The following is a 15,768-nucleotide window of genomic DNA, read 5'->3' on the forward strand; positions in this document are numbered from 1 at the left end:
AAATCATTAATAGAATAGTTTTAATATACTGTTTATTAAGATTAAAAATTAAGACAAACCACGATTTAAACCTCTTTTTAACGAACAGATTACAACGGAAGTAAAAACATCTAGACGTCTAGATTGACAGTAAATTGGCAATCCAATATGCTTGGCACCAAGTTGCTAGGATATGATGCCAAGGCGACATAGATTTAGAGCGAGTTTGACTGCCAAGGAGCACGCAGACAACCCGCCGAGTAAAAGAGAAATTACATTGAGTCAATCAACCCAAACCACTGCACCGAGTAACCCGGCATCATTTGTTGCCCTGTTACCCTTATTCGTTTTTTTAAGTCTGTTTATTGGCGCAGGCGTCTATTTCCAAAGCCAAGGTGTGGACTTTGCTTTCTATCAATTACCGAGTGTGATTGCTATTTTGCCGGCCATTATTCTGGCTTTGGTGTTATCAAAGCAAAAATTAAATCAAGCCATTGATACCTTTATTGGTGGAATTGGCCATAGCAATATTATTGCCATGTGTTTAATTTACTTGCTGGCTGGCGGCTTTGCGGCGGTAGCGAAAGCCACTGGCGGTGTCGATGCAACCGTAGCCTTAGGTTTATCTCTTATTCCCTCAAACCTATTACTGCCAGGCTTTTTTGTGATTGCCGCCTTTATTGCAACGGCCATGGGTACCTCTATGGGTACAATCGCCGCCGTGGCACCTATCGCCTTAGGCGTTGCCGACCAGGCACAAATTGATTATGCCCTGATGGCAGGTGCCGTGATGTCTGGCGCCCTGTTTGGTGATAACCTCTCAATTATTTCGGATACCACGATTGCGGCCACTCGAACTCAAGGCTGTGATATGAAAGATAAATTCCGCGAGAACCTGATTTTTGCTATCCCAGCTTCACTGCTGACCTTTGTTGCCTTTGTCATCGCAGGACAAGGCCAAGCCGATCTAGCCGCTCAAGATATCGACTTTATTAAGGTGATTCCTTACCTGACGATTCTAGTATTAGCAGTTGCAGGGCTAAACGTGTTTGTCGTCTTAACCTTAGGCATACTGCTTGCGGGAGCCACTGGTTTGCTGACGATGGACTATGGCGTGATCCAATTTGGTAAGGATATCTACGCGGGCTTTAGCAATATGCAGGAAATTTTTATCCTGTCGATGTTAGTCGGTGGTTTAGCCGCGCTGATGCAGCAACAAGGTGGTTTAGCCTTTGTGAGCAAACAGATTGAAAAGCTCATCACCCGTTTCTCAAAAGCCCAAGGCGAAGCCTCATGCCGCGCGGCCGAATTAGGGATGGCGGGAATTGTAGCCGTGACCAATAGCTGCGTTGCTAACAATACGGTGTCGATTGTTGTCACTGGTGACATTGCGAAAGATCTCGCAGAAAAACACGGCGTAACACCTAAACGAGCTGCCAGTGTACTCGATATTTTTGCCTGTATTATCCAAGGGTTAATACCCTATGGTGCACAAGCGCTGTTAATCGCCTCGACATTTAGCATCACACCGCTAGCAGCCGTGTCCCATGCATGGTATTGCATGATCCTCGCAGCAGTAGCCATTGCAATTGTCATTTTCCGTAAACGCCACTGATGTAGTTAAGTATCACAAGGTTTATTGAAAGCAACACAAAACAAAGGGAGCCACTTGACTGGCTCCCTTTGTTTTAAAGGTTAAATGCAGCGCTATTTAGAATACTTGCCTTCATGAAGGGATTCAGGCAAGTTACACCCGATTATTCAACCTTGCCCCTTAACCCACACCACTATTCATTAAAAGCCAAATGAATCCAAGACAGCGTGAACCCAGTTTTTACGATTTACATCGCCTAATCACTTGGTTGATTGTGGGAGCCGCACTGCTCAGTGCGATAGGAGTGATGGTTGCTCTGTATGGACAATACCAAACCATGGGCGTTAGCGCCCTATTTATCCGCGCCGATTTTTTAGGGGACTATACCCACTCGCCCCTTGCCTATGTGTTTAATTTAGGATTATTGGCCGCAGGGATTTGCATGCTGATCTCTATGGCTGGGCTGTACTTACTCAAGCTCGATAGCTTTAGCCAATATATTGCACTCACAGGAGTTTGGGTTGGCACTTCGGTGATTTTGATGGGCATTTTTCCGATTAACTTTTTAACCATGCATAGACTGGTTTCCACTAGCTATCTCTTAAGCACGCTAACCTTGCATGCCTTAGTGATTATTGCCGGAGTCGTTCCTAAACTTATCTGCCCAAGGCCATTGTTTTACTTGAGTTTATTAAGTTTTATCAGCGCTATTAGCCTGAGTTTACAACTGGATTGGAGCCAACTGGATTTTCCGCCCTGTGATATAGACAATCATTTCTGTTTGGTTAGTACCAATATGTGGCTGCAAACGAACCTCAATATTATTTGGTGCTTAAGCCTTGCATTTGCGATGCGTCGTTTATCCAAAATCCTGTATTATCGCGCCCAAGTCCATCACCCGTTTTAACTTAATCATTTATGCGTCTAGCTAAATACCTTGCCCAATGTGGCATCAGTTCACGCCGAGAGGCCTGCCGCTTAATTGAGGCTGGACGCATTACACGAAATGGTAAGATTGCCACACATCACGACCCAGTCCAGCTCGATACAGATGGTCAATGCCTTGATAGTATTTGCTTGGATGCAAAACCTGTATTAGGCAGCGAAATTCTTACCTATTGGCTATTCAATAAGGCCGTAGGTACAGATTGCCGTTTACTCAAAGACGATAAATCCAGCTTGATCCACTTACTGCCGCCAACACCAAGACTCTACCCCGTCGGCAGATTAGATAAGGATTCCCGCGGATTATTGCTGCTCACTAACGATGGCGAACTCACCCACAAACTGATGCACCCCAGTTTTGCCCACAGTAAAACCTATCATGTGCAGCTAGAGAGGGCCTTCACCGATGAGTTTATTAAGCTAATGGCCAGCGGCGTAAAGTACAAAGAGGTAGATACTCTCCCCTGTAAAGTTCGTAGGCTTAGTGAAGATAAATTTGAAATAGTGCTGATCCAAGGCTTAAATCGGCAAATTAGGCGGATGTCCAGCGCCTTAGGTTATAAGGTTATCGATTTACAACGGGTGGCCTTAATGACACTCAGCCTTGAAACAGTAAGCGAAGATAATTGCACAGAAAGCAAAGCAGCAACAAACACACTACCAGAGGGAGAAATGCGACCGCTAACACCCACTGAAATTACAACGCTAAAAGCCGCACTGGCGATATAGTCAGATGAGGTGTGGTAACGAATCTCAGACCAATGTGACGTTACGCCCCATAAACCATTTATTCAGCTAAAAGATTTTACACTGTGCAGCGCTAACTAGGTAACCTGAGCTCGGGATAGATAGAGCCGCTGAATAGGCATCTTTTCGGGCCTCTGTGCGTTGCTCTGTCTAACCATAGCTCGCTATCGTGTACGACTGAGCGCCTTGATATGCGCGAAAATCTGCGTACTCAGTCAGAAAGAAAAGATTTTTCCTTTCAAAAAAAATCATTTATGACATTGATTTAGTTTATTAAATTTAGATTTTTCGACACTCGTTACCCCGAGTTCAGGTAAGGTAAATTATTATGCTTTCAACATGTGAGTGGTTTATTGTGAATTTAGGTGATGCGCTTATTTCACAATCAACATTAAGCGCACATCAATATCACCTAACCAAAGTTTATCAACAAGCTGGTAGCCCTGAGAATCTGCTGGCAGTATTTAAGCACGAATCCCAAGATCTCCATTGCCACATAAAGCTATTTCTTACTTCGGAATTTCAAGAATTAGCAATGTTAGATGGCGCCGTCAGATGCGTGAAACCTAATTTTAGCGGTACTAGCTATTTGGCGGGCAATCCAAGTTATATGCTCAAAAAATAGTGAACAACTACACATAGAGGCTATACAGCACCCGTATTGCCAGCAGAATCAATACCACACCAGAAAGTTTATCAATCAAGCCCGCCTTTTCCCGCAACTTAGGCAATACACTCGAATGGGACAACACTAACGCAATTAAGGTGTACCAGAGCCCATCAACTACCAGTGGTGTTAGTACGATAAGTGCTTGACCCGTCAAGCTATCTGCAACCATCACAAACTGGCTAAACAGCGCTAAAAAGAACAGCATAATCTTAGGATTGAACAGGGAAATCGCGATACCATCGCGCGCCGCCGTGAGCGTATCCGTCGCCTCCCCCGCTGTAAGTTTTGCCTGCATGCCACCGTTTGAGCGTAATGCTTGGAGCCCCATCCATGCCAGATAGAGCGCGCCTAAAATCGCTATCCCATTAAAAACCAAAGGCGCATTTTTCAGCATTACCGCAAGACCAAGTAGCGTGACTAGCGCATAGACCCCTATGCCAATCGAGTGCGCCCAAGCACACACAATCCCTTTCCCGCGACCACCGCCTAAGGTATGACGCACGACCATCGCCAAACTCGGCCCAGGGGACATAGCGCCCAAGCAACAAATCGCCAATAGTCCCAACCAAGTACTAAAGCTCATTTTCAACCCTTTAAAGCATAAAAAGGCCCTCAAAAGGGCCCTCATAGGAGTTGCAGTTTAACACTGGCCTAGCAATACGGTCACTCTCATTTCACCCCGTTGGGATGATAAAAAGCGCGAATATCTTGCACCAGTTGCGCAAGCGATGCAGGCTCTACATACATCATATGACCCGCCTTGTAGTAATGCATAGTGACGCGGCTATTATCAATGCCGTTATCGGCAAAGGTATTTTCAGTCGCAAAGAAGGGCGTTGCGAAATCAAAATATCCGTTACCGACAAAAATACGCAAGTCTTTATTCTCGCGCTGCGCCTGCCCTAAATAGGGTGCCACATTCACATAATGCATTTGTTTACCGCTAATATTCCAGTTCCAGCCACGGTTAACATCGGTGGAAAGTACGTTGAAGGGGCGTGATAATTTAACCCCTAAATCCTCATACAGATATTGATGGATAGCCGCTGTATAAGCACCATCAATACCATATCCTGACGGGTCGTTATCGGTCGAGTCACCACCACTATCGTAATCTTTGCCAGTATAGCGACTGTCTAACCGCCCGATGGTCAAATCCTGATCCCTGAGCAATTCCTTGGTATAGCGACTCGCACTCACACGTAAATTTACTCTGTCGAGGTAGGACTCACTCAGGCCCGTAAAACGCGCCAACTGTTTGCGTACAGCTTTATAATCACTTTGCGCTAAACGGCTGCCCTGTAATAGGGCTAAGGCGTAATCCTTAATAGCAAATTGACGCGCCTGTTCGACAAATGCTTCGAGCCCCAAGGCCTTATCGGCATCACTGACCTTGTTATGATAAAACGCAGTCGCCGCCATGGTCGGTAAAAAACCAATGTAGGGTTGGTTGTTGCCCGGTTGATAGCGAGCGTGACTAAAGTCGAGAATCGATGAAATCAGCATCACGCCATTGACAGAGATATCGGTCCAGCCGCCTTGAAGTTCATCCACTAATGCCGCGGCTCGCGTCGTACCATAGCTTTCACCGGCAAGGTATTTGGGCGAATTCCAACGCTTATGTTCAATCAACCAACGGCGCATAAACTCGGCAATGGATTGGGCATCTTCTTTTACTCCCCAAAAATCGGTGCCTTTCTTCTCACCCAGGGCGCGGCTAAAACCGGTACCCACAGGATCGATAAACACTAAGTCAGATTCATCGAGTAATGAGTAATCGTTTGCTTCAATCCGATAAGGTGCCGCACCATCATCTTTGGCATCACTGGGCACAATCACGCGTTTGGGCCCAAAGAGTCCCATGTGCAGCCAAAGCGAGGCTGAACCTGGGCCACCGTTAAAAATAAACGTGACTGGGCGTTTACTGCTGTCCTGCACATCATCCCTTAAATAAGTAATAGAAAAGATACTAGCCTGAGGCTCCCCCTTATCATCCTCTAAAATGGTCTCACCACTAATGGCTTGATAACTGATCTTCTGATTTTGAATCGTCATTTTATGCTTAGTGGTCACCACCTCTGGCACTAACTTATCCACTTTGGCTTCGCTTTTTTGCGCGGGCTCGGCATGACCGACTATGGAGACAGTGAATAACAAGGGCAGCAGCACACTTGCCCATTTCAGTTTTGAGGGCGTTTGCTTCTCTGTTAGCGCTCGCATCAATTATTCTTCCCTTCTGTAGTGGTTATTTTGTGATCTTTTTATTGGTGCACCAGCTTACAAAGACTGTGCACTCGGCGCAAAAGCACAATTGCAACCGAATGCGTCAAAGCTTTAATCGGCTTTTAAAGCATAAATTCACGCAGATTTAAGCTGTTAGCCGCTAAGATAGATTGGATTATCGGAAACTCATGTAGGCATCTATGGGCACTATCACTCTTATCAGTCTGGTCATTCTCGCATTACTTGTGGGCGCGATTGGTCTGTTAATCTGGCAACGTAGCAAAGGTAAGCGCATTCCACTGGCGGTGATTTTTGTGTTGGGATTTTTCGCCGTTGGCCTAGGCGGAATTATCGGTTTTGTGCATAAAGGCGAAGATTATCAAGCCTATCAAAAGCTACAGTGGCGCACGCTGGCCCCCGAAAAAATCGCCCCACTGGTCGCCCAAGGCTACACAGTGTTTGTGGATATCACCTCAGACTGGTGCAGCATTTGCCAAACCAATAAGGCTGAAGTCACCCATAGGGAGCAAGTGGTGAATGCACTGATGGCCGACAAGATTATTTTGATGCAGGGAAATTGGAGCGAAGCCGATTCCACCATCGCGAACTACATGCAACATGAAGGAGTACCGGGTACACCTTACAATAAGGTCTATGGTCCAAGAGCGCCTAACGGCATAGTACTACCGTCAAAACTCACCATCGATGCCGTGCTTAATGGCTTAGCCCAGGCTAAAGCCTTGTAATCTATTTTGCTTATTTGGCTTAATCTTCAAAAATGGAGTATTGAGAGCGCAATAAAAAAGGCTGCATCGCAGCCTTTTTGCACACTTCAAATCAGTAGAAAGCAATTTTCCGGAAAGGTGGGCAGAAAATCACTCCGTACTCTCAACAGCCGTCTAACCCCAAAACACTATAAAAATAGTTTTATAACTAGCGAGTTACTTAAATATCTTAGCGAAGTAATGCATATTCCCATATAAGGGTAAGCGTACTGGTCTATTTCAACCTTGCCAATAATATTCATGAAACATTTTTATAACAATTTAGCAATTTAAGCCAGCACTAAATAAAACTTTCTATTGATTAAAATATAAGCTTTTTATTATCAACAAGTTAATGGTCAGACCTCTAAGCTAGCCTCTAAACCATTCTATTCAAACATGACAAAGTAACTCGCGATATATCGCGACACGACTCAAGGGGTTATACTCAGGGCACTCATTCGTATTAAGGAATCAACGGAATGACATCAACACAGCCCGCCGCAATGCCCTTGGATAAACATTTTCTGCCAGAGAATCAGTTACTGCTCAATGCCGTGGGTGAAGGCATTTATGGGTTTGATTTAAATGGTAATGCTGTCTTTATCAATCCCGCCGCCGAGCGCATGACGGGCTGGAAGAATGAAGAATTACTCGGCAAAAATATCCATAATTGCCATCATCATAGCCATGCGGATGGCAGTCATTATCCCCAAGAAGATTGCCCCATCTACAACACCTTGAAGGATGGGATAGCAAGGGAAATTACCCACGATGTGTTTTGGCGTAAGGATGGCAGCAGCTTTCCAGTGCATTACAGCTCTACGCCAGTCTATCGGGACAACAAGCTTATCGGCGTAGTCGCGATATTTCGCGACATCAGTATTCAAAAACAAACCGAGCAGTCGCTACGCCAGGCTTTAGCACAGGTTCAAGCTCTGTCGGAGCAACTGGCCAGTGAGAATCATTATCTCCAAGCCGAGTTAGCCGATAAGACTGGCGATGTGGATATTTCGGGCAGTAGCGCGGTGATCCGCCATATGATCCAGCAACTGCATATGGTGGCCAATACCGACAGTACCGTATTGATTTGTGGCGAGAATGGCACAGGCAAAGAGCTGGTTGCCCGCAACTTACATCAACTGAGTCGCCGCAAAGATAAGCCCATGATCAGCGTTAACTGTGCGGCATTTTCAGCCTCACTGTTAGAGAGTGAGTTGTTTGGCCATGAGAAAGGCGCCTTTACGGGTGCGACTCAACAGCGCAAGGGCCGCTTCGAACTCGCCCATCAAGGTACACTGTTTCTCGATGAGGTGGCCGAATTAAGTTTGGAGGCGCAATCTAAGTTACTGCGAGTGATCCAAGAGCAATCCTTTGAACGACTCGGCGGCAGCGAAACCATCAAGGTCGATATTCGATTAGTCGCCGCCAGTCATCATGATTTACTCAAACGCGTTGAACAGGGCTTATTTCGAATGGATCTCTATTACCGCTTGAATGTCTTCCCAATCCAAGTGCCACCGCTCAGGGCGAGACTGGAGGATATGCCCGAGCTTGTCAGCCATATACTGCACTCCCTTAACCGTAAGCTGGGTAAAAAAATCCGAGGGGTAAGTCAAAAAGGCCTAAAAAAATTAATGGCCTACAGCTGGCCTGGTAATGTACGCGAATTGCAGAATATCCTTGAGCGTGAGGCTATATTATCTCAAACGGATATTTTACATATCCATGCCATGCCCACGAATCACCTACAGACTCAAACCGCGGCTTCACCATTACAAACCTTGGCCGAGGCAGAAGCACAGCATATTGAGCAAACATTAAAACTGCTGAACTGGCGTATTTCGGGCACAAACGGCGCAGCCAGGGTACTCGGCGTCCCGCCAAGTACCCTCAGATCGCGAATGAAGAAGCTCGGGATTACACGTCAAATCACTAATGATGAATAGTCTCAAAAACGCGATATATCGCCAATTGACGATATATCGCGACACACATAAAAACCAATCTAATTTAAATCAATAAATATCAAATAGTTAAATGCAAATTATTTTGGCCTAACGCTTGCTATAGGGAGCCGAATCTTATTTAAGCCGTTAGGACAGCATATGCCCAAGAGTGACACCCAACACAGAGAGAACGCCAAACATCCCTCTGCCGAGCAATTTATCCCGGTAAAAAATATCCAGGCGGAAGATAAGCCTGCACACAAAAGCAGTGGCCAGATTCATTTCCGAGAGCAGAAAGGCTATTTTCAGCGTCTCAGAACCACAATGAATAGCCTGTTAGTACTGCTGTTTTTTGCACTGCCGTTTATTTCATTTGATGGTCGGCAAGCGATACTGCTGGATGTGAGTCAGCAACAATTCTTCTTTTTTGGCCTCACGCTCTGGCCACAGGATTTCACCTTACTCGCTTGGGTGTTTATTGCCGCGGCTTTTGGCCTCTTTTTTATAACCGTGTTTTGGGGACGGGTCTGGTGCGGCTATCTTTGCCCACAAACCGCGTGGACCTTTATGTTTGTCTGGCTCGAAAGCCAAATTGAGGGTAACAGCAATAAACGCAAGTTGCTCGATAAGGCGCCATGGTCTGCGAGTAAACTCAGTAAAAGAACGCTCAAACACAGCCTGTGGGGATTAGCCGCCTTGATTACTGGCTGTGGATTTATCAGTTACTTCATCCCAGCCCGTGAACTCTACTTGGATATTTTTACTGGCAACGCCGGCTTTTGGACAACCTGCTGGGTATGGTTTTTCGCGATTTGCACTTACTTAAACGCTGGCTGGATGCGCGAACAAATGTGCTTACACTGCTGTCCTTATGCGCGCTTTCAGGCCGTGATGTTCGATGCCAACACCAAAACCGTGACCTATGATGCCACACGCGGCGAAGCACGCGGCCCCCGTAAACGCAAGCAACAAACCGAACTCGGTGATTGTGTTGACTGTAATTTATGTGTTGAGGTCTGCCCGACGGGGATTGATATTCGCCAAGGCCTTCAATACGAGTGCATTAACTGCGGCGCCTGTGTCGATGCCTGTAATGAAACCATGCAAAAATTCGACTACAAACAAAACCTAATTAGCTATGTCAGCGAGAATGAATTAAAGGGCATCACCCATTCCAATTTGCGCTCGCCACGCTTTTTAGGTTACGGCGCTGCCGTTGTTATTATGTTGGTTGTAATAGGTTTAGATCTCTCCAGTCGCAGTGAGATTCAGCTTAACGTCATTCGCGACAGACAGAGTCTGTACCGCGAAACCGCCGATAATAAAGTTGAAAATACCTACCAGCTGAAGATCCGTAACAAGACTCAACAAACCAAGCAATACCAACTCGCGGTCAACAGCGAAATGCCATTCAGCTTAATTGCCGACCCGGTAATCACCCTCGCGGCGGGTGAACAAGCAGATTACCCCGTGACAGTATTAGCCGATAAGAATGCTATCCCTGCGGGACGCAAACTTATCGAATTCTCGGTAACCGATGTCAGCGAACCCAAACAAAGCGTCAGCCAAGAAACCGGCTTCTTTAGCCCTTAATTCATAGCCTCAACGCTCCCATTTAGCTGTAGACAACCAATAAGACGCCATCGATTGAGCGTCTTATTGGTTTTTAAAATGGCCACATCCTATTGCGCGCCCTTTCTTTCCCCCAATTCACCTACCAATTGCTATAAAAATGCCCCTAAAACATCAACACGCCCTAATATACCCAAGTTAATAAAGACTTAACTCTACTCCGCCCATATAGAGTAAAAACACTATTTTTAACATAAAGATAGTAGCAATCTTTGGATAGAATTATTTGGCGATAAACATTGACCTTATAGGTTGAATCCTTCTAATCTAAACACTCGTTTGATTTTAAAATAATAATAACGACTAAACCGATTTGAGGTAGTTAGGCATGGCATACGATCAAGAGTCACAACTCGAACTTGGCAAATACTCTTCACTCATAGACTTAATCGAACGCACTAGCCAACGCTTTGGCGATAAAACCGCATATGCTTGCTTAGGTAAAAGCAGTAGCTTCAATGAGATAGAACGCGATTCACGCTATTTTGCCGCCTATTTGCAGAATAACACTAACCTAAAACCTGGCGATCGGATCGCGATTCAATTACCCAATATTACCCAATTCGTCATCGCCGCCTATGGTGCACTACGAGCAGGCCTGATTCTCGTCAACACTAACCCGCTTTATACTGAACGTGAGCTTATCCATCAGTTTAATGACTCAGGCGCTAAGGCCTTAGTGGTATTGTCAGATCTGTTGCCAACCCTCGCCAAAGTGGTTGCAACCACACCAATTGAATTGGTGATTTCGACCCACCCGTTAGATCTTATCGATCCGCAAGTTCAGCCCAAAACGGGGCTTAAAAATGTCGAGTTCTGTCACGTATTAAAACAAGGTGCAGAGCTACCGTTTACGCGCTTTATGCCCGCCTTAGGCGATTTAGCCGCGCTGCAATATACCGGTGGCACAACGGGTCTTTCTAAGGGTGCCATGTTGACCCACGGCAATATGCTCGCCAATGCGGCGCAGGTAAAATCCCGCATCGGCAGTGTTATCACCGAAGGTGAAGATATTTTTGTCGCGCCACTGCCGATTTACCATATCTACGCCTTTATGGTGAACTTGGTGCTGTATTTTGAATGTGGTGGTTGCTCGGTATTAATCCCAAATCCCCGTGATATTAATGGCTTAATCAAGACGCTGGCGAAATACCCCTTTACCGGTTTTGCAGGGCTTAACACCTTATTTGTCGCCCTGTGCCATCAACCCGAATTTAAGGCGCTAGATTTTAGCCATTTAAAAATCACTATTTCTGGCGGTACAGCGCTGACCGCTGCCGCAGCCAATCTATGGCAGCAAACCACAGGCAATACCATCAGTGAAGGTTATGGCTTATCCGAGACCTCGCCAGTGATCTCGCTCAATGCACCGGGATATCAAAAGATTGGCACTATCGGTAAGCCCGTTCTCGGCACTGAGGTCAAACTGTTAGACGAAAACGGTAATGAAGTCGCGCAAGGGGAAGCTGGTGAGCTCGCCGCCCGTGGCCCACAGGTGATGCTAGGTTATTGGAATAATCCCCAAGAAACGGCCAATGTGATGACGGCTGATGGTTTCTTTAAAACGGGGGATATTGCGATTCTGAACGAGGAAGGCTTCCATCAAATCGTTGATCGTAAAAAGGATATGATTATTGTCTCCGGCTTTAACGTCTATCCTAATGAAGTCGAAAACGTGCTTGCTAGCCACCCAAATATCATCGAATGCGCCGTAGTTGGCGTAAAGGATGAGCACTCTGGAGAAGCAGTCAAAGCCTGTATCGTGCTCAAGGATGACAGCCAAGACCCTGAACTGATGAAAACCGCCATTCTCAACTTCTGCCGAGAGCAACTCACTGCCTACAAGCTACCTAAGTTGATTGAATTTATGCCGCAGTTGCCTAAGAGTACCGTGGGTAAAATTCTGCGCAGAGAGCTTAAAAATCAGCCTTAAACTTGGGTAAACATCAGTTAATTTGAGCAGTCTTAAATCCAAAATAAAACCCCAGGTAGCACTCTGGGGTTTTATTTGAGCCTTTTACCCAATCCAAGTCTTACTCGCTCAATGGGTTAACCTCATCCGTTAGCAGCTGCAAACTGGCAAACTCTCGATATAGATCATTGGTTTGCATTAGAGTTTGATGCTTACCACTGGCAACAATTCGCCCCTTATCAAACACAATAATTCGATCGGCATTAATTACGGTTGCAAGCCGATGGGCGATGATCAGCGTAGTTTTGCCCGCCATTAACTCATCAAGCGCCTGCTTCACTTTTTGCTCACTCAAGGCATCGAGTGCACTGGTGGCCTCATCGAGTAATAGGATAGGTCTGTCGGCTAAAATGGCCCTCGCAATGGCAATGCGTTGTTTTTGCCCGCCGGATAAACGCACACCGCGCTCACCCAAATAGGTTTGATAACCTTCATTAAATTCACTGATAAACTCATGGGCACGGGCCGCAATACAGGCATCAATCACTTCCTGCTCGCTGGCATCGACGCGGCCATAGCGCACATTTTCCAGCACACTGGTGGCAAAAATCACTGAGTCCTGCGGCACCAGCGCAAACTGCGCCCGCAAATCCGGTGGTGAAAGCGCAGCAATATCAATCCCATCTAATAAGATACTGCCCGATGAAGGCACATAAAACCGCTGTAATAACTGAAATAGCGTGCTCTTGCCGGCACCACTCGGGCCGACCAAAGCCACCCGCTCGCCGGCATTTATTACAAGGTCTAAGTCGCTGAGCACTAACTGAGTTTGCTCGGGATAATGGAAGTCAAGTTGTTGCAGTTGCAACTCGCCGCGTACTTTATCTGGCAGAGTTTTAGGCACCAGTGGCGCCGGAATATCGACCTCAGTTTCGGCTAATTCGATTAAGCGTTCTGCGGCGCCCGAGGCGCGTTGGATTTCCCCGACCACTTCACTAATGGTCGCAACCGCGCCTGCCACCATCACGGCATAAAACATAAAGGCTGAGAGTTCGCCGCCCGTCATCTTACCTGACATCACATCGTGGGCGCCGACCCAAGTCACTAGCGCAATGGCAGCAATACTGAGGAACATCACTGAAGAAATCAGCAGCGCGCGGTAACGAATGCGGCCGCTGGCGGCGGTCATCACATCTTCGACACGGCCATTGAACAGGCTGCGGTCCTTATCCTCATGGCCATAGGCCTGCACAGTGTGGATCTCATGCAAGGTTTCATCCACATAAGCCCCCAAATCCGCCACCCTATCTTGGCTTTCGCGCGCTAAGGTTCGCACTTTTCGGCCAAAGAAACCGACAGGCCCCAACACCAAAGGCACGGCCAGTAGCACCAGCAGCGTCATTTTCACGCTGGTGATCCCCATCATCGCCAGCCCACCAATAACCGTCACGCCGGAGCGTAGTGCCATAGAGAGACTCGAACCGACAACGGTTTGCAGTAAGGTTGAATCGGCGGTAAAACGTGAAATCACCTCACCAGTGCGCACCTTGGCATAAAATGCCGGAGATAATTTAAGTAATTGATTATAAACTGCAAGCCGAATATCGGCACTGACACGCTCCCCAAGCCATGTCATCAGATAAAAACGGCAAAACACCGCAGTGCCACTCACTGCGGTGATGAGCAACACCAATAGAATAATTTCATTCAGCCGCTGGGCGTTATCCTTAATAAAACCTTCGTCCACCATCAGCCGCACGCCTTGGCCGAGGGATAACCAGGCCAAAGAACCGATCAATAAAAATACAATCGCCGCGACAACTCGCAAACGATAGGGCTTAAGAAATTGCCAAATCCATGGCAATACTGCCCGTTGGCGAACCGAGGTGTGTGAAGATTGTTGAGACACAATGGACTCCAATAATGGTCGAAGAGGTGGAATGCTCGAATCGGTGGGCTCTATGAGCGGTTTGTTCACTCTTGTTATCCTTCGGCTTTATTTGTCATTCAACTTAGCACAAATGACAATGAACTGAGCACACAAGAAAGCGCACACGATAACCAAAGTGATGCTAGCAAAGCAAAAATTCAAGGCTAAGAATATAAAAGCCAAAAATAAACCCGCATTGATAGCGGGTTTATGATTGCGCCTTGAGTAGGGCAAGATCAAAGTACAGAAGTGTAAAACACAGATATCTAAGCTACCTGCATATCTTCAGGCGTTTTTGGGGTGCCATGGTGACCATCACGCTTCCAGTTCACATCGAGTAATTCACTGCCTGTAAGAGTAAAGGCTTGGCCAAAGCCTTTGACATACAATCCTTGATGGGGCGCTAACTTGTACAGGTTAAAGTCCGTCAGCGCTGCCAAATTATCCGACATGTCGCCAAAACGTTTGGATAACAGGCTGACTCCTTTGCTAAACGAGGGCGTATCACGTGCAACCGCTTGAGCCATGGCATCAAAGGTTAATCGTTTGCGGGCGAATACAGATTTTGCTTCAGCTTCATCCTCCACCAGCATCACAGACACTTTAGTAGACTGTTTAAGATTATGGCCGTGGCGCGCTAAGTCACTCACCAAGATATAAAAACCATCGTCTGCTAAGGCAAATGGCGCATAACTGGCATTAGGTTGACCATCGGTATCGACGGTGGCGAGTTGTAAGGTTTTACGTTGCAGTTTAAAGACCTCAATTTCAGGTAACAGTTTGTCCCTTAAACGCTGTTCTTGCTCGGAAATGTCAGGCTTCATATTGGTTTCCTCAATAAATTACGTTCATCAATGTTAATCAGCAAAGGTAGCGGCCAGCGCTTTAAAACGGCGCACTTGCTCAGGAAAAAGCACTCTTTGCTTGTCACGTCCTAAATAAACTTTAAATACCACTTCACCCTGAGGTCCAAAAAAGTTAATGGAATGGCTCTCGCTGCCCCTAAAAGGTCTGCTGATCAAGGCTATCGCCCGCATGCCATCCAATTTAAGATGGCCATGTAAGCCATCCCCTTTGCTGTAGAGGTTGTAGTAACCATGGGCAAATTTTCCTTGGGGAAAATCGCCTTTAAATTCAAATACACTGCCCGAAAGCATCACTATGGTGGTTAACGAACCCCACTCGGGTAAGCTTTGTAGTAACTCGTCCATATGGGCCAAAGGTAAAAACACTCGCTGCGCTTGAGGTAAGGCGGTAACCACCTCAAGCTCGGCAATCCCTAACTCACTGGCCAATTGTGCAGGCATTAAATCTGGTTGAGTTTCAAATCGTTGCCGCAATATTTGCTGGGTTTCAGCATTTGAATCTCGGCGACTCAACACGTTATCCGTGTTTTCAATGTCGACTGTTTGGGTCATTTCGT

At 46.4% G+C, this 15,768-nt stretch carries 13 protein-coding genes; 8 read left to right on the top strand and 5 right to left on the bottom strand.

The genetic code is table 11. The features are described from left to right. The first annotated feature begins 256 nt into the window (after positions 1 to 256). The 4 genes from JM642_RS15745 to JM642_RS15760 all read left to right on the top strand — a co-directional run bounded on the left by JM642_RS15745 (position 257) and on the right by JM642_RS15760 (position 3,890). A complete protein-coding gene (locus JM642_RS15745) occupies positions 257 to 1,594 on the top strand; it encodes a Na+/H+ antiporter NhaC family protein (protein ID WP_055647033.1) in 1,338 nt (445 codons plus the stop codon). A 190-nt stretch (positions 1,595 to 1,784) separates the two neighbouring features. Further along, positions 1,785 to 2,480, top strand: coding sequence for a hypothetical protein (locus tag JM642_RS15750; RefSeq protein WP_037415052.1), 696 nt, complete (start codon positions 1,785 to 1,787; stop codon positions 2,478 to 2,480). A gap of 11 nt (positions 2,481 to 2,491) precedes the next feature. Continuing rightward, entirely contained in the window at positions 2,492 to 3,247 is a 756-nt protein-coding gene (locus JM642_RS15755) for a 23S rRNA pseudouridine(2604) synthase RluF (protein WP_203432121.1), read from the top strand. A gap of 373 nt (positions 3,248 to 3,620) precedes the next feature. Continuing rightward, the gene (locus JM642_RS15760) at positions 3,621 to 3,890 is read left to right on the top strand and encodes a hypothetical protein (RefSeq protein WP_169547450.1); all 270 of its coding nucleotides are present in this window, start codon (positions 3,621 to 3,623) and stop codon (positions 3,888 to 3,890) included. Between the two features lie 7 nt (positions 3,891 to 3,897). Here the strand turns inward: JM642_RS15760 and JM642_RS15765 are convergent, their stop codons facing one another. Beyond that, a complete protein-coding gene (locus JM642_RS15765) occupies positions 3,898 to 4,518 on the bottom strand; it encodes a LysE family translocator (RefSeq protein ID WP_203432122.1) in 621 nt (206 codons plus the stop codon). Between the two features lie 86 nt (positions 4,519 to 4,604). Further along, positions 4,605 to 6,155 carry a peptidase S10 gene (locus tag JM642_RS15770; protein WP_239000452.1) on the bottom strand — a complete coding sequence of 517 codons (1,551 nt, stop codon included), beginning with the start codon at positions 6,153 to 6,155 and terminating at the stop codon, positions 4,605 to 4,607. 203 nt (positions 6,156 to 6,358) lie between these two features. Between JM642_RS15770 and JM642_RS15775 the strand changes: the two genes are divergently transcribed. The 4 genes from JM642_RS15775 (at position 6,359) to JM642_RS15790 (ending at position 12,436) form a co-directional block, all read left to right on the top strand. Beyond that, the gene (locus JM642_RS15775) at positions 6,359 to 6,904 is read left to right on the top strand and encodes a thioredoxin family protein (RefSeq protein WP_037427092.1); all 546 of its coding nucleotides are present in this window, start codon (positions 6,359 to 6,361) and stop codon (positions 6,902 to 6,904) included. 500 nt (positions 6,905 to 7,404) lie between these two features. After that, the gene (locus JM642_RS15780; protein ID WP_203432124.1) at positions 7,405 to 8,871 is read left to right on the top strand and encodes a sigma 54-interacting transcriptional regulator; all 1,467 of its coding nucleotides are present in this window, start codon (positions 7,405 to 7,407) and stop codon (positions 8,869 to 8,871) included. Positions 8,872 to 9,030: 159 nt separating this feature from the next. Next, positions 9,031 to 10,464 (top strand): cytochrome c oxidase accessory protein CcoG, encoded by a 1,434-nt coding sequence (ccoG, locus tag JM642_RS15785; RefSeq protein ID WP_144374738.1) that lies wholly within the window; start codon positions 9,031 to 9,033, stop codon positions 10,462 to 10,464. A 367-nt stretch (positions 10,465 to 10,831) separates the two neighbouring features. Next, positions 10,832 to 12,436: a long-chain fatty acid--CoA ligase gene (locus tag JM642_RS15790; RefSeq protein ID WP_203432125.1), complete on the top strand. Its 1,605-nt coding sequence runs from the start codon at positions 10,832 to 10,834 to the stop codon at positions 12,434 to 12,436. A gap of 100 nt (positions 12,437 to 12,536) precedes the next feature. Here the strand turns inward: JM642_RS15790 and JM642_RS15795 are convergent, their stop codons facing one another. The 3 genes from JM642_RS15795 to hutX all read right to left on the bottom strand — a co-directional run bounded on the left by JM642_RS15795 (position 12,537) and on the right by hutX (position 15,763). Continuing rightward, positions 12,537 to 14,324: an ABC transporter ATP-binding protein/permease gene (locus JM642_RS15795; protein WP_203432126.1), complete on the bottom strand. Its 1,788-nt coding sequence runs from the start codon at positions 14,322 to 14,324 to the stop codon at positions 12,537 to 12,539. Between the two features lie 287 nt (positions 14,325 to 14,611). Further along, positions 14,612 to 15,169, bottom strand: a complete 558-nt coding sequence (gene hutZ, locus JM642_RS15800) for a heme utilization protein HutZ (protein ID WP_203432127.1) — start codon at positions 15,167 to 15,169, stop codon at positions 14,612 to 14,614. 33 nt (positions 15,170 to 15,202) lie between these two features. Continuing rightward, complete coding sequence (hutX, locus tag JM642_RS15805; RefSeq protein ID WP_203432128.1) at positions 15,203 to 15,763, bottom strand: heme utilization cystosolic carrier protein HutX; 561 nt, start codon at positions 15,761 to 15,763, stop codon at positions 15,203 to 15,205. Positions 15,764 to 15,768: the final 5 nt, after the last annotated feature.

The organism is Shewanella sp. LZH-2, assembly GCF_016859145.1.
In the GTDB taxonomy this organism is placed as follows: domain Bacteria; phylum Pseudomonadota; class Gammaproteobacteria; order Enterobacterales; family Shewanellaceae; genus Shewanella; species Shewanella xiamenensis.

Excerpts from the sequence above, each read along its gene's own strand:
- hutZ (WP_203432127.1), bottom strand. The coding sequence starts at position 15,169 with ATGAAGCCTGACATTTCCGAGCAAGAACAGCGTTTAAGGGACAAACTG.
- JM642_RS15755 (WP_203432121.1), top strand. The coding sequence starts at position 2,492 with ATGCGTCTAGCTAAATACCTTGCCCAATGTGGCATCAGTTCACGCCGA.
- hutX (WP_203432128.1), bottom strand. The coding sequence starts at position 15,763 with ATGACCCAAACAGTCGACATTGAAAACACGGATAACGTGTTGAGTCGC.
- JM642_RS15775 (WP_037427092.1), top strand. The coding sequence starts at position 6,359 with ATGGGCACTATCACTCTTATCAGTCTGGTCATTCTCGCATTACTTGTG.
- JM642_RS15770 (WP_239000452.1), bottom strand. The coding sequence starts at position 6,155 with ATGCGAGCGCTAACAGAGAAGCAAACGCCCTCAAAACTGAAATGGGCA.
- JM642_RS15750 (WP_037415052.1), top strand. The coding sequence starts at position 1,785 with ATGAATCCAAGACAGCGTGAACCCAGTTTTTACGATTTACATCGCCTA.
- JM642_RS15780 (WP_203432124.1), top strand. The coding sequence starts at position 7,405 with ATGACATCAACACAGCCCGCCGCAATGCCCTTGGATAAACATTTTCTG.
- ccoG (WP_144374738.1), top strand. The coding sequence starts at position 9,031 with ATGCCCAAGAGTGACACCCAACACAGAGAGAACGCCAAACATCCCTCT.
- JM642_RS15790 (WP_203432125.1), top strand. The coding sequence starts at position 10,832 with ATGGCATACGATCAAGAGTCACAACTCGAACTTGGCAAATACTCTTCA.
- JM642_RS15765 (WP_203432122.1), bottom strand. The coding sequence starts at position 4,518 with ATGAGCTTTAGTACTTGGTTGGGACTATTGGCGATTTGTTGCTTGGGC.